This is a genomic window from Kiritimatiella glycovorans (assembly GCF_001017655.1).
GTDB classification, from domain to species: domain Bacteria; phylum Verrucomicrobiota; class Kiritimatiellia; order Kiritimatiellales; family Kiritimatiellaceae; genus Kiritimatiella; species Kiritimatiella glycovorans.
Genome location: NZ_CP010904.1, coordinates 2,336,896 through 2,350,764, shown reverse-complemented (window position 1 = coordinate 2,350,764; position 13,869 = coordinate 2,336,896). Strand labels below are relative to the sequence as shown.

The 13,869-nt window shown below is 55.6% G+C and carries 8 protein-coding genes and 2 CRISPR repeat arrays; all 8 genes read left to right on the top strand.

What is annotated here, in order from left to right; genetic code table 11:
• Window positions 1-300: 300 nt before the first annotated feature.
• The 8 genes from cas9 to L21SP4_RS09800 all read left to right on the top strand — a co-directional run bounded on the left by cas9 (window position 301) and on the right by L21SP4_RS09800 (window position 13,557).
• Window positions 301-3,333, top strand: coding sequence for a type II CRISPR RNA-guided endonuclease Cas9 (gene cas9 / locus L21SP4_RS09830; protein WP_160300798.1), 3,033 nt, complete (start codon window positions 301-303; stop codon window positions 3,331-3,333).
• Window positions 3,326-4,240, top strand: a complete 915-nt coding sequence (gene cas1, locus L21SP4_RS09825) for a type II CRISPR-associated endonuclease Cas1 (RefSeq protein WP_052882490.1) — start codon at window positions 3,326-3,328, stop codon at window positions 4,238-4,240. The genes cas9 and cas1 overlap by 8 nt, the downstream gene beginning before the upstream one ends.
• A gap of 26 nt (window positions 4,241-4,266) precedes the next feature.
• On the top strand, window positions 4,267-4,566 hold the full coding sequence (gene cas2, locus L21SP4_RS12505) for a CRISPR-associated endonuclease Cas2 (protein ID WP_074041457.1): 300 nt from the start codon (window positions 4,267-4,269) through the stop codon (window positions 4,564-4,566).
• A 52-nt stretch (window positions 4,567-4,618) separates the two neighbouring features.
• Window positions 4,619-5,707: a CRISPR direct-repeat array (repeat unit 36 nt; unit sequence AACGTATCTGATCGGCCATTGGAGGTCAATTACAGC).
• Between the two features lie 152 nt (window positions 5,708-5,859).
• Window positions 5,860-7,320: an IS21 family transposase gene (gene istA, locus L21SP4_RS09820; protein ID WP_160300627.1), complete on the top strand. Its 1,461-nt coding sequence runs from the start codon at window positions 5,860-5,862 to the stop codon at window positions 7,318-7,320.
• A complete protein-coding gene (gene istB, locus L21SP4_RS09815) occupies window positions 7,317-8,072 on the top strand; it encodes an IS21-like element helper ATPase IstB (RefSeq protein ID WP_052881065.1) in 756 nt (251 codons plus the stop codon). Before istA ends, istB begins: the two co-directional genes overlap by 4 nt.
• A gap of 194 nt (window positions 8,073-8,266) precedes the next feature.
• Window positions 8,267-9,090: a CRISPR direct-repeat array (repeat unit 36 nt; unit sequence AACGTATCTGATCGGCCATTGGAGGTCAATTACAGC).
• Between the two features lie 249 nt (window positions 9,091-9,339).
• The gene (locus L21SP4_RS09810; RefSeq protein ID WP_082116681.1) at window positions 9,340-10,035 is read left to right on the top strand and encodes a SagB/ThcOx family dehydrogenase; all 696 of its coding nucleotides are present in this window, start codon (window positions 9,340-9,342) and stop codon (window positions 10,033-10,035) included.
• 473 nt (window positions 10,036-10,508) lie between these two features.
• Window positions 10,509-11,282, top strand: a complete 774-nt coding sequence (locus L21SP4_RS09805; RefSeq protein ID WP_052882489.1) for a SagB/ThcOx family dehydrogenase — start codon at window positions 10,509-10,511, stop codon at window positions 11,280-11,282.
• A gap of 115 nt (window positions 11,283-11,397) precedes the next feature.
• Window positions 11,398-13,557, top strand: coding sequence for a thioredoxin domain-containing protein (locus L21SP4_RS09800; RefSeq protein ID WP_082116680.1), 2,160 nt, complete (start codon window positions 11,398-11,400; stop codon window positions 13,555-13,557).
• Window positions 13,558-13,869: the final 312 nt, after the last annotated feature.

Sequence of the window (13,869 nt, the reverse complement as noted above, 5' to 3'; positions counted from 1 at the left end):
ACCATGTCGGCCGCCGCCCCACCCTGAAACAGCTCCGTGCCCAGAAGGTTGGCGAAAGAACCAAAATAACTGTGAATCAGCACAGCGAAAAGACTGCTTATCCCCAAAGGACCGATTGATGCCGGCCGGAAAATAAGACGCCCCCTTCGATGAAGAGGGCGTCATGGAGGCCCGCAGGCCTTTACCTTCCGGACTAAAGTCCTTGCTGTAATTAAGCAAAATCAATAGCCGATCAGATACGTTGACAGTCTGTATATCTTTGCTATGATACGAGGTCAACTCGAAAATATAGGATATGTCATGAGTGATTCGTCATATGTTCTTGGTCTGGACCTCGGAACCAATTCAATTGGCTGGGCATGCGTCCGATTAAACAAGGGAAAACCTGATGGGCTGCTCGCGCAAGGAGTTCGCATCTTTGAAGCCGGTCTGGAAATTGATGCGTATGGCCGGGGCACCCCGCTGAATACAGAACGACGAAATGCCCGGCAACGTCGCCGCCTGCATGACCGGCGCAAACGCAGAATTCTTAAAGTGCGCCGCATCCTTCAAGAGGCTGGAATGCTTCCGGCCAACAAACCCGATCATAAAGATGCCGAATGGAAAATGCTGCTTGCCAGAAATCCTTATCGTCTTCGTGCGAAAGCACTGGATGAACAAATAGATCTTAAGGAGATCGGCCTATGCATTTATCAGTTTGCTCATCGCAGGGGGTTCCTTTCAAACAGCAAAATACTCAAGAAAGATGATGACCGCGGCAAACTGAAAGATGCGACAAAGGCTTTTGCAGAAGATATGGAGCAAAAAGGAGCCCGGACGTGGGGCGAATACCTAAGCCATCTTGACCCGCACGAGCAGAGAATCCGCACCAACTACACATTAAGGGAATGGTATACCTCCGAATTCGACCTCATTTGGGAAAAACAGCAAAGCTTCTACCCTCATGTGTTGACCGATGACCTTTACAAACGTGTCAAAGAGGCCCTGTTTTATCAGCGCCCGCTCAAATCGCAGGCGCATCTGCTCGGGCAATGCGAGCTGGAACCCGGTCGGAAACGTGCTCCCTTTGCGCTGCTTATGGCGCAGGAATTCCGCCTGCTTCAATCGCTCAACCATTTGAGAGTGGTTTCTTCCACCGGAGACGAGCGCCTATTAACAGACGAAGAGCGAAAGCAGGCACTTGCCCTGCTCCGCAGCCGTGGCAACCAGAAGTTCACAACGTTGCGCAAGGTACTGAATCTGAGAGGAACCAAATTTAACCTGGAACGCGGCGGCGAAAAAACCATTCAAGGGAATAATACCGCAGCCGCTCTCGGCAACCTGTTCGGGGAGGCCTGGGATCATTTTTCTTCTGAACAGAAAAATCAAATTGTTGAGGACCGTCTGACCATCGGCGACACAGATGCCCTCATTCGACGCATGAAAAAAACATGGGGTCTGGACAGTGTAACGGCTGAAATGTTCAGCGAGACTGAACTTGAAGACGGATATTGCGGGTTTTCACGAAAAGCACTCGAAAAACTGCTGCCTCTGCTGGAACGGGGGCATGCCCTCATGGAAGCCGTTCAAGCGGCTTATCCGGATTATCAGAAGAATCTTCCGCGTACAGACACCCTGCCTCCACTGGAAAATCTGCGTAATCCGATTGTCCAGCGAACCCTTTCTGAACTTCGCAGGGTTGTAAACGCCATCATCAAGGAATACGGGAAATCAGACAAAATCCGTATTGAACTTGCCCGCGACATGAAACAAACCGCTAAAAACCGCGAGAAATCATGGGACAGAATGCGCGTACGTGAACGCCAGCGCAAAGAGGCGGCAAAAAAAATTCTGGAAGAAACCGGAAATCCTGCGCCCCGCCGTCACGAAATTGAAAAAGTGTTGCTAGCGGAAGAATGCAATTGGGAATGTCCGTATACCGGCAAACGCATCTGCATGAATACGTTGCTTGGCGACGCCCCGCAATTCGATATTGAGCACATCATCCCGTTCAGCAGGTCGTTTGATAACTCGTTTTCAAACAAAACGCTTTGTGATGTGAACTATAACCGCAATGTGAAGGGAAACAAAACGCCGTATGAATCGGCATCCGAGACGGAACACGAAGAAATGGTCTGTCGGGTCAAACGCTTCACTGGCGATTACAAAGAAATCAAGCTGGATCGTTTCAATACGCGCGAAACCGATTCCAGAGCCGATTTTATTGAGGAATTCTCTACATCTCAACTCAACGACACCCGTTATGCCTCCCGGCTGGCTGGAGAATATCTGGGTAAACTATACGGCTCAGAGTGGCGCAAACACATTCAGATTGCAAAAGGTGGAACAACCAAATATCTGCGCGATGCATGGGACTTAAACCGAATTCTGTCAGACGGCGGCACCAAAAGCCGTGATGACCATCGGCACCATGCGGTAGATGCTGTCGTCGTTGCGCTGACCACGCCGCAAACGGTCAAAGCGTTAAGCGATGCCAATCAGCGGGCCCCTGAACATCGGCGATACGCTTTTTCTGACATGCCTTTGCCTTGGGAAACGTTCCGGCAGGATGTTGAGCAGGCAATCAACTCAATTACGGTGTCACATAAAGTATGCCGCAAAGCCAACGGACAGCTGCACAAAGAAACATTCTACGGCCTCATTAAAGACCGGAAAACGGGCGACACCCGCACCGTACTCAGAAAGCCGCTGCACGAACTGACCGACAAAGAGATTAAAAGAGCCGAGATCGTCGATTCTTCAATCCGCAAACTCATTGAGCAAAAGCTCAAAGATCTGGACCAGCCGCCCAAAACCGCATTCAAAGACCGAAACAACCATCCCTTTATAATCGATAAAAACGGCAACAAGCGCTTCATTCATAAAGTTCGGGTTTATCAGGATGCAAAACCGGTTAAGATTGCAGAAAACCGCCATGTCAAACTGGGTGGCAACCATCATTTGGAAATTTTTGAAGTAATCGACAAAAAAGGCAACCCTACTTGGAAATGCGAAGTAATCTCCTTGTTTGACACCCGGCAGCGGGTAAAAGAAAAACGACCGGTCATCGTCCGGCAGGATCAGAACGGCAACCCCTTGAAATTCTCCCTATCCATCGGCGAAGCGGTCCAACTGGACTGGAACGGAGGGCGAGAAACTGCTGTTGTTCAAAAAATGTCAAAAACTCCAAATACCGTAGAGTATGTATTCCGCAAACATAACGATGCACGCAAAGCTGCCGACATACCCTATAAAGAAACCATAACGGTAAAATCAGATTCAGCTTTATTCGCAAGCAACCTCCAAAAAATCGTCATCACACCGACCGGTCTAATACGGAGAGCCAATGACTAACCGGATTCTAGATGTCTCGAAAGAGGGAACGTCATTGAGTATCCGCCATGAACAGCTGGTTATCCGGCAGCGGGGTCAAGACAAAGAAAAAACGGTTCCTCTGGAAGACATCGCCATTCTGGTTGTTTCAAACGCTCAAACCACCTACACGCACCCTGTTTTAACCGGTCTGTCAAAACACGGAGCGGGACTGATTGTATGTGATGACAAACACCAGCCTTCCGGCATGTGTCTACCCCTGGGCGGGCACTCACTTCAGGCGGAACGGGCAGCAATACAAGCGGGGGCATCCCAGCCTGCAAAGAAACAACTGTGGAAACAGATTGTCTGCGCAAAAATCCGCGAACAGTCCACCCTTCTGAAAAAGCTGCACAACAGGGACTACGGCCTTGACCGCCTTCAGAAAGAAGTCCGCTCCGGCGATTCCGACAACCGGGAAGCGCGCGCCGCCAAAATATATTGGCGACATCTTTTCGGCCGCCCGTTTCACCGTAACCGGTACGGTGAGCCTCCCAATAACCTGCTCAACTATGGATACGCCGTCCTTCGCGCAATAATCAGCCGAGGTATTTGCGGAGCGGGGCTTTATCCGGCTCTGGGGATTTTCCATCACAATCGGCAAAACAGTTTTTGTCTGGCGGACGACTTGATGGAACCGTTCCGACCCATTGTGGACCGGGCCGCCGAAACGATCGTTAAAAGCTTCGGCCAAGCACCGCCGGAATTAACACCTGAAACCAAGGGCGAGCTGATCAGACCGCTGTTGGAACGGTATCGATTCAAAGGAGAATTTCGAACTCTTTTTGATCTCGCAACCATATCTGCAAACTCTCTGATCGATGTTTTCCAGGGCAGACAGAAAAAACTTCTTTTGCCGATGTTCCTTGAAAGAGAAGAAGGCGTCTGAACCTATCGGAATATCGCGGCGTGTGGATGATCGCACTTTTTGACTTGCCGGTTGTTACCAAACGGCAACGTCAAAAAGCCACGCGCTTTCGCATCCTTCTGCTGAAAGACGGTTTTTGTATGTTGCAATACTCGGTCTATGCCCGTTATTGCGCCAGTGAAGACGTGGCAAAAGTTCACCGCAAGAGAATCAGTTCGCATCTTCCGGATGAAGGACAAATCCGCATCCTTTCGTTAACCGACAAACAATTCGGAAAAATGGAGGTCTACTGCGGGAAAAAACGCGAAAAAACCGAACCCGCCCCTGCACAGCTTGAGTTTTTATAGCAATCTTATCATAGAAAAACCCCTTTAAGCTCAACAACTTAAAGGGGCTTCCAACGTATCTGATCGGCCATTGGAGGTCAATTACAGCCGTTCCAGCGCATTCCGTCGCTGTTGCCGTAACGTATCTGATCGGCCATTGGAGGTCAATTACAGCGGCCGCACTTGTACCCGTGACGGTCGGGCTAACGTATCTGATCGGCCATTGGAGGTCAATTACAGCCATGTGTTGGACTCACTGCAACGCCCTACAAACGTATCTGATCGGCCATTGGAGGTCAATTACAGCGACTTGCCGGTAGGCGTGCACAAGCGGTTCAACGTATCTGATCGGCCATTGGAGGTCAATTACAGCGCGTACATAATCCATCCGTCACCATAGTCCAACGTATCTGATCGGCCATTGGAGGTCAATTACAGCGACTTGTCAGCCACCACCGATTTGACTTGAACGTATCTGATCGGCCATTGGAGGTCAATTACAGCGTGGCACCTGAAACGCGCCGCCATCGCCAAAACGTATCTGATCGGCCATTGGAGGTCAATTACAGCCCCGACCGATGTCAGATTCCTCGGCGTTGAACGTATCTGATCGGCCATTGGAGGTCAATTACAGCATTGTGATACTCATCTCTGTTCCTCCGTTTAACGTATCTGATCGGCCATTGGAGGTCAATTACAGCGGACTGTGCGACTTGTCCCCGGCTACGCTCAACGTATCTGATCGGCCATTGGAGGTCAATTACAGCTCATCCTCCGCAACAAAAAACCCGGTACCCAACGTATCTGATCGGCCATTGGAGGTCAATTACAGCTCACACGCCGCGTCATGGACGAGCCGATCTAACGTATCTGATCGGCCATTGGAGGTCAATTACAGCATAAATGCAATCGCCTATGCCATACATACCAACGTATCTGATCGGCCATTGGAGGTCAATTACAGCAATCACTCACGGTCACGTCGTCAACTCCTCAACGTATCTGATCGGCCATTGGAGGTCAATTACAGCTGTCGGAGTTGTCAGTATATATATATATTGAACGTATCTGATCGGCCATTGGAGGTCAATTACAGCACTCACCCATGGTGGCCTTGGTAGGGTCGAACGTATCTGATCGGCCATTGGAGGTCAATTACAGCGAGCCTGTCGGAACTGTCGGAGTGCGCAGCGACAATTACACTTCCCCAGTGACGACAATTAGACTTCCCCACTAACCGGGGGTGCTGGAGGCTCTCTTTTTGGAAAGAAAGGAGGGCCGATGGTCACCCCGGACCGGAAAGTGAGGAAGCTGATGGAAGAATACGAAAGGACAGGGAACGTGTCCAAGGCTGCGTTGCGGGCCGATCTGGACCGTAAGACGGCGCAGAAGTACCTGAGGTGCGGGAAACTGCCCTCAGAGATGCCGGTTGAGCGCAGGTGGCGTACCCGGGAGGACCCGTTCGCGGAGGACTGGGAAGAGTGCCGACTGATGTTCGAGGGCTGCCCGGAGCTGGAGGCCAAGACGGTGTTCGAGTGGCTGTGCCGGGAGCGGGCGGGTAAGTATCAGGAGGGTCAACTGCGGACGTTTCAGCGGCGGGTACGTGAATGGCGAGCGCTTTCGGGGCCCGAGCAGGAGGTGTACTTCGCGCAGGAGCACCGGCCGGGCGTGCGGATGTCCACAGACTTCACGCACATGGACCGGCTGGGGATCACGATCGCCGGGGAACCGTTCGACCACCAGTTGTGTCACAACGTGCTGACCTACTCGAACTGGGAATGGGCCAGCATCTGCCATAGCGAAAGCCTGGTGGCGCTGCGTACGGGGATTCAGAACGCGCTGACGCGGCTGGGCCGTGTGCCGGCGGAGCACTGGATGGATCATTCGAGCGCAGCGACCCACCGGCCGGCGGAGGCCAGCGGAGAACCGCGGGCGTACAACCGCGCCTACCTGGAGCTGATGGATCACTTCGAGATGGTTCCCCGTCTGATCCAAGTGGACAGTCCCCATGAGAACGGGGATGTGGAGTCGCTGAACGGCGCCCTGAAGCGTCGGATCGAGCAACACCTGTTGTTGCGCGGGTCGCGGGACTTCGCCAGCCGGGCGGCGTATGAGCAGTTCCTTCATGGCGTGCTTCAGCGGGTGAACGAGACGCGGCGCGTCCGCCTGGCCGAAGAGTTCAAACACATGCGGGCGCTCGACGTGGACCGGCTGCCGGAATACACGGAGTATCGGTGCGTTGTACGCAGTTGGGGCACTATCAACGTGAAGCGCCGGATCTACTCGGTACCCAGCCGGCTGATCGGGTACACGGTGACGGTGCATCGCTACGCGGAACACATCGAGGTGTTCTACGGGGGCGTGCGCCAGCTCACTGCGCCATGGCTGCGGGATGAACACGCGCACCACATCAACTATCGCCATGTGATCGGTTCATTGGTGCGCAAGCCCGGGGCGTTCCGGAACTACCGGTTCCGTGCTGACCTGTTTCCGTCCTCCGCGTTCCAGTGGGCGTACGAGACACTGTGCGCGGCGGTCAACGATCGGACTGCGGAACGGGAATACCTGCAGATCCTCAAGCACGCGGCCACCACGATGGAATGTGAGGTGGAAGCGGCACTGTGCGGCTTGCGCGACCGCGGGGAGATCCCGCGCCTGGACGTGGTGCTTTCGGCGTGTCCGCGTCCGATGCCGACGTTGTCGGAGCATGCGCCGTTGCCGGTGGATCTGGCCGCCTATGACGAACTGCTGGCGCCGGAGGAGGTGTGCGCATGACCACGCCCGCCTCTCTGGCCATGACATTGCGTGCCCTCCGGTTGCCGGACGTGTTGAACGAATACGAGCGACTGGCTGCGGAGGCCACGCAGGAACAGTGGACGTACGAGCGCTACCTGGCCGCGGTGATGGAGAGCGAACTGCATGCGCGGGGCGAACGGCGCACGCAGCGGCTGCTGAAACGCTCCGGCCTGCCCGACGGCAAGTCGCTGGACACGCTGAACCTGAAGCTGCTTCCGACCAAGGTGCAGCGTCAGATCCCGGCGCTGGTGGACGGCGGTTTCGTCGAACGGGCCGAGAACGTCCTGGCGTTCGGCTTACCCGGCCGCGGCAAGACGCATCTGCTGACCGCGATCGGGCGCGAACTGGTGCTGCGACACGGCACGACGGTGTTGTTTACCACGGCGTTCCACCTGGTGCAGAAGCTACTCACCGCCAAGCGCGACTTGGCGATCGAAGCGCTGCTGAAGAAGCTCGACCGCTTCGAGGTGGTCATCCTCGATGACATCGGTTACGTGCAGCAGAGCCGTGAGGAAATGGAGGTGTTGTTCACCTTCCTGTCCGAGAGATACGAGCGGCGCAGCCTGATGATCTCATCCAACTTGGTCTTCAGTGAGTGGGACAAGATCTTCAAGGACCCGATGACTACTGCGGCGGCCATTGATCGGGTGGTGCATCATTCCACTATCCTGGAACTCAACGGCGAAAGTTACCGCGCCCGGAAGGCGGGCGAACGGAATCGAAAACGATGAAAATCGCAATTGTGAGAATCGCGCACCCCCCATGGGGGGTGCCCCTGCGGGGTGGGAGGGGGAAGGCTCGGGCCTATCGGCCCATCGCCCTCAAACCCCGGAAACCCGGGGCCCACCAGCCCCGTCAACATGGGGAAGTGTAGTTGTCGCCGACGGGGCCATGTAGTTGTCGTTGACGAGTCGGAGCCTGTCAGAACGTATCTGATCAACCATTGGAGGTCAATTACAGCCCCTAGAAGCACGGCAAAACCGGAGGGAAGAACGTATCTGATCGGCCATTGGAGGTCAATTACAGCAAAGGGCTGCTCAATGTTGTCGAAGCAGAGAACGTATCTGATCGGCCATTGGAGGTCAATTACAGCGGTAAGTCAACCCCCGAACGCAACTTTTTTAACGTATCTGATCGGCCATTGGAGGTCAATTACAGCCTTGGCGTCGCGTCGCTCACACCGTTTGCAAACGTATCTGATCGGCCATTGGAGGTCAATTACAGCAGGTGCTCCATCACGTACTCAAACGACTCAACGTATCTGATCGGCCATTGGAGGTCAATTACAGCATTGGTTCGCGGTGCCATGACCCTTGCAAAACGTATCTGATCGGCCATTGGAGGTCAATTACAGCGTCCCGGCACAACTGGCATGGATCGTATGAAACGTATCTGATCGGCCATTGGAGGTCAATTACAGCCAGTTGCCCGTGTTCCGGTCGCCCGTGTTCAACGTATCTGATCGGCCATTGGAGGTCAATTACAGCTCGCTGATACAGCGACGTTATGGAAACGTGAACGTATCTGATCGGCCATTGGAGGTCAATTACAGCGCATTATCGGCGGGGCGTGACCGATCCCGTAACGTATCTGATCGGCCATTGGAGGTCAATTACAGCTTGCACCTTCCGGCACGTTGGTGCTGATCAACGTATCTGATCGGCCATTGGAGGTCAATTACAGCTTCTTGCTTCACCTATCGCAGAAGGACTAAACGTATCTGATCGGCCATTGGAGGTCAATTATTTGAGGCGGGGTCTGACCCCCGTAAGCGGTTCAAAGAGAATGAGTAAGCGTGCGTTGAAATCGCTTGTTTTGTCTTAGGGGGTCAGTTATGGCCCCAAAAACGGAGTTTTAAGCGCGAATTTCTGTTTAAATGAAGAATTAGAAAGGGTTATCAGACCCGCTGCCTCACCCGCCGCCTTGCGTCCAAGTCCGGTGAGGCGTAACACTGTAACGTGCCCGTAGGATGGGTTGCCATAGAGAGGTATTGACCGCATGTCGAACGACCGTTTCACAGCAAACCGAACCTTTCTCAAGGACTCCATTCGGCTAGAGATCGATTTCTCTCGTACGGACCAGAACCAGCGCTTGCCTGCCCCGCCTCTACAAAAGCCTTGCCCTCCGGATGCGACGCGCATCGATGTGCCGGACGGGGCAACGGCATTGGCTCGGTTGAGCTGCCTGTCGATGGGCGAAGCCATCCTCCGCCGAGAAAGCGTGCGCAAGTACTCATCTGACGTTCTGACGCTCGAGGAACTGGCCGCCCTCCTGTGGGCGACACAAGGCGTCCGAACGGTGTTGAGCCCGGAGTGCGCATTGCGTGTCGTGCCCTCCGCGGGCTCGAGACATGCCTTCGAAACCTACTTGGCGGTGGATCGGGTTGAAGGCCTGACTCCCGGCATTTACCGCTATTTACCCTTCGACGGCCAATTGGCACAACTGGCTTCCGACCCGCAGATCGGTCGCAGCGCAGCATCCTCTTGCCTGAACCAAGGCTTCGTCGCAAATGCCGCCGTGACGTTCTTCTGGACAGCTGTTCCTGCACGCATGGAATGGCGCTACGGCCTGGCAGCCCACAAGGTGATCGCTCTCGATGCCGGGCACGTCTGCCAGAACCTCTACCTAGCTTGCGTGAGCCTGGGTGCCGGAACCTGTGCCATCGCCGCGTATGACCAACACGCGTGCGACTAACTCCTGGGAGTCGACGGAGAGGAAGAGTTCACCATCTACATTGCGCCTGTCGGAAAGCGGAAACAAGCGGATCAGTGAGAGAGTCGCCAACAAGCCGGGTGGCGATATCGGTGCTGTTGCTCCTGTGCTGGGGTGCGGGTCGGGTTGCTCTGAAAGAACCCCTGACGAAGATACTGAAACCAATGGATCAGACATGACGACCCCGAGACATGACGGTACGGGAGAGGCGGGGTCTGACCCCCGTAAGCGGTTCAAAGAGAATGAGTAAGCGTGCGTTGAAATCGCTTGTTTTGTCTTAGGGGGTCAGTTATGGCCCCAAAAACGGAGTTTTAAGCGCGAATTTCTGTTTAAATGAAGAATTAGAAAGGGTTATCAGACCCGCTGCCTCACCCGCCGCCTTGCGTCCAAGTCCGGTGAGGCGTAACACTGTAACGTGCCCGTAGGATGGGTTGCCATAGAGAGGTATTGACCGCATGTCGAACGACCGTTTCACAGCAAACCGAACCTTTCTCAAGGACTCCATTCGGCTAGAGATCGATTTCTCTCGTACGGACCAGAACCAGCGCTTGCCTGCCCCGCCTCTACAAAAGCCTTGCCCTCCGGATGCGACGCGCATCGATGTGCCGGACGGGGCAACGGCATTGGCTCGGTTGAGCTGCCTGTCGATGGGCGAAGCCATCCTCCGCCGAGAAAGCGTGCGCAAGTACTCATCTGACGTTCTGACGCTCGAGGAACTGGCCGCCCTCCTGTGGGCGACACAAGGCGTCCGAACGGTGTTGAGCCCGGAGTGCGCATTGCGTGTCGTGCCCTCCGCGGGCTCGAGACATGCCTTCGAAACCTACTTGGCGGTGGATCGGGTTGAAGGCCTGACTCCCGGCATTTACCGCTATTTACCCTTCGACGGCCAATTGGCACAACTGGCTTCCGACCCGCAGATCGGTCGCAGCGCAGCATCCTCTTGCCTGAACCAAGGCTTCGTCGCAAATGCCGCCGTGACGTTCTTCTGGACAGCTGTTCCTGCACGCATGGAATGGCGCTACGGCCTGGCAGCCCACAAGGTGATCGCTCTCGATGCCGGGCACGTCTGCCAGAACCTCTACCTAGCTTGCGTGAGCCTGGGTGCCGGAACCTGTGCCATCGCCGCGTATGACCAACACGCGTGCGACCAACTCCTGGGAGTCGACGGAGAGGAAGAGTTCACCATCTACATTGCGCCTGTCGGAAAGCGGAAACAAGCGGATCAGTGAGAGAGTCGCCAACAAGCCGGGTGGCGATATCGGTGCTGTTGCTCCTGTGCTGGGGTGCGGGTCGGGTTGCTCTGAAAGAACCCCTGACGAAGATACTGAAACCAATGGATCAGACATGACGACCCCGAGACATGACGGTACGCGGACACTGCCAACTCCCGAGGAGCGCGCGGCGCTCCCTCCTGACGGAGGACAGGGATTCAACCGCCTCATCCACGAGCATAGTCCCTACCTCCTTCAGCACGCCCGCAACCCGGTTGACTGGTATCCATGGGGAGAGGAAGCGTTCGCGAAGGCGCATTCGGAAGACAAGCCGGTTTTCCTGTCGATCGGGTACGCCACGTGCCACTGGTGCCACGTCATGGAGCACGAGTCGTTCGAGAACGCCGAGGTGGCTGACCTCATGAACAAGGCCTTCATCTGCATCAAGGTAGATCGCGAGGAAAGGCCGGACATCGACGGCGTATACATGACCGTCTGCCAGATGCTCACGGGCTCCGGAGGATGGCCATTGACCGTCGTAATGACTCCCGACAAGAAGCCGTTCTTCGCCGGAACCTATTTCCCGCGCGAGGGCCGGTTCGGGCGCATAGGAATGCTGGAATTGGTACCGCGACTGAGCGACGCCTGGTCCTCACAACGCCAGAAACTGGGTGCATCGGCCGACGAAATAACGACCGGCCTTCAGCGAATAGGACAGCCCGAACCCGGGGAGGACCTGGAGACCGCACAGTTGTCGGTGGCATTCCAGTCTTTTGTTTCCCGCTTCGATACCGAATACGGTGGGTTCGGCCGCGCTCCCAAATTCCCCGCTCCGCACAACCTGATGTTTCTTCTGCGGCATTGGCACCGCACCGGTGAAGAACAGGCATTGCGGATGGTCGAGGAGACACTACAAGCCATGCGTCGCGGCGGAATATGGGATCATATCGGCTTTGGCTTCCATCGCTACTCAACCGACCGCGAATGGCTGGTTCCACATTTCGAGAAAATGCTCTACGACCAGGCCCTGCTCGTCATGGCCTATACGGAGGCGTGGCAGGCTACAGGTAAGAGCGAGTACGAAACGACGGCCCGGGAGATCCTGACCTACGTCCTGCGCGACATGACGGATCCTGCGGGTGGCTTTTACTCGGCCGAAGACGCGGACAGCGAGGGAGAAGAAGGGAAGTTCTACGTCTGGACCCTGGCGGAACTGGAGAGCGTGCTCGGCGCCCGGGAGTCCGCCTTTGTGGCGGACGTGTACAACGTACAGGCGGGTGGGAACTTCACCGACGAGATCTCCGGACATCGCACCGGCGCCAGCATTCTTCATCTGCGGCTGCCACTGGCCCGGATCGCCGGCCACACTCAACAGACGGAGCAGGAGCTCCGGCAACGACTTGAAAGCTCCCGCACCAAGCTCTTAGAGGCCCGGGAGAAACGCGTCCAGCCGTTGCGGGATGACAAGATCATGACCGACTGGAACGGGCTTGTGATGGCCGCACTCGCCAAGGCGGGGAGCGCATTCGAGGATCAGCACTACACTGAGGCCGCCCGACAGTGTGCCCACTTCATCCTGAACGAGATGCGGACAGACGGTCGGCTACTGCACAGGTTTCGGAAAGGGGAGGCAGCAATCGGAGGTCATCTCGACGACTACGCTTTCCTGGTCTGGGGTCTGCTGGAACTGTACGAGGCAACCTTTGACCCTGGATGGCTGCGGGAAGCTCAGGATCTGCACGCAGTCCAGGTCGAGCATTTCCTGGACAAGGAGTCGGGTGGATTCTTCTTCACGGCCAACGACGCCGAGAAACTGCTCGCACGACGTAAGGAGATCTACGACGGCGCAATTCCGTCAGGAAATTCCGTTTGCATGCTGAACATGTTGCGACTCGGCCGCCTTACGGGCGAACCGGAGTACGAAGCACATGCCGCGGCACTTGGACGCGCATTCTCCGGTTCCGTGGAACAGCCGTCTGCACACACCATGTTAATGTGCGCTCTGGATTTCGCGACTGGACCGACGTTCGAAGTCGTCATCGCCGGAGACCCGGCTGCCCCGGACACGAAAGCCTTGGTCGCGGGTCTCCGACAGAGGTTCATTCCAAACAAGGTCGCGATGCTGAGACCCGTCGGCGGGGCTTCCACCGACGAGCCGCTTCCGGATCACGTTTCAGCGTACAGTCCCGTAGATGGTAAAGCGGCCGCCTATGTCTGCCGTAAGTTCCAATGCCTGCCGCCGATAACGAACGGGGCGCAGATGGTAGAGATTCTCACAGGGGAGGTTGACTGATACCTTTCAATGAATCCACTACTTTGCCGACTGAAGGAAGGTGACGACGTCACATTCCTGGTGGTGCAGGGTGACAAAAACCCTGTGGCGCAAGATATGGAAGACGCGGAAAACTGAGATGCGAACAACCATTAAGCCCGGCGGTGGGCAACACAAAAACGCCTCCGTAGCGGATTTTCTGTTCTCCGTCTCTTCTGACTCCGAATGACGGGTTCCGACTTGAATTCGGTTGGCGGGTCTTCCGACCAAACAACCATGCGGGCTCCGTAGGGATGGAGTCAGGCTCGGCCGATAGATGACGCGTGAGCGTCG

Coding starts and splice junctions, on each gene's coding strand:
- cas9 (WP_160300798.1), top strand. CDS start 301: ATGAGTGATTCGTCATATGTTCTTGGTCTGGACCTCGGAACCAATTCA.
- cas1 (WP_052882490.1), top strand. CDS start 3,326: ATGACTAACCGGATTCTAGATGTCTCGAAAGAGGGAACGTCATTGAGT.
- cas2 (WP_074041457.1), top strand. CDS start 4,267: ATGATCGCACTTTTTGACTTGCCGGTTGTTACCAAACGGCAACGTCAA.
- istA (WP_160300627.1), top strand. CDS start 5,860: ATGGAAGAATACGAAAGGACAGGGAACGTGTCCAAGGCTGCGTTGCGG.
- istB (WP_052881065.1), top strand. CDS start 7,317: ATGACCACGCCCGCCTCTCTGGCCATGACATTGCGTGCCCTCCGGTTG.
- L21SP4_RS09810 (WP_082116681.1), top strand. CDS start 9,340: ATGTCGAACGACCGTTTCACAGCAAACCGAACCTTTCTCAAGGACTCC.
- L21SP4_RS09805 (WP_052882489.1), top strand. CDS start 10,509: ATGTCGAACGACCGTTTCACAGCAAACCGAACCTTTCTCAAGGACTCC.
- L21SP4_RS09800 (WP_082116680.1), top strand. CDS start 11,398: ATGACGACCCCGAGACATGACGGTACGCGGACACTGCCAACTCCCGAG.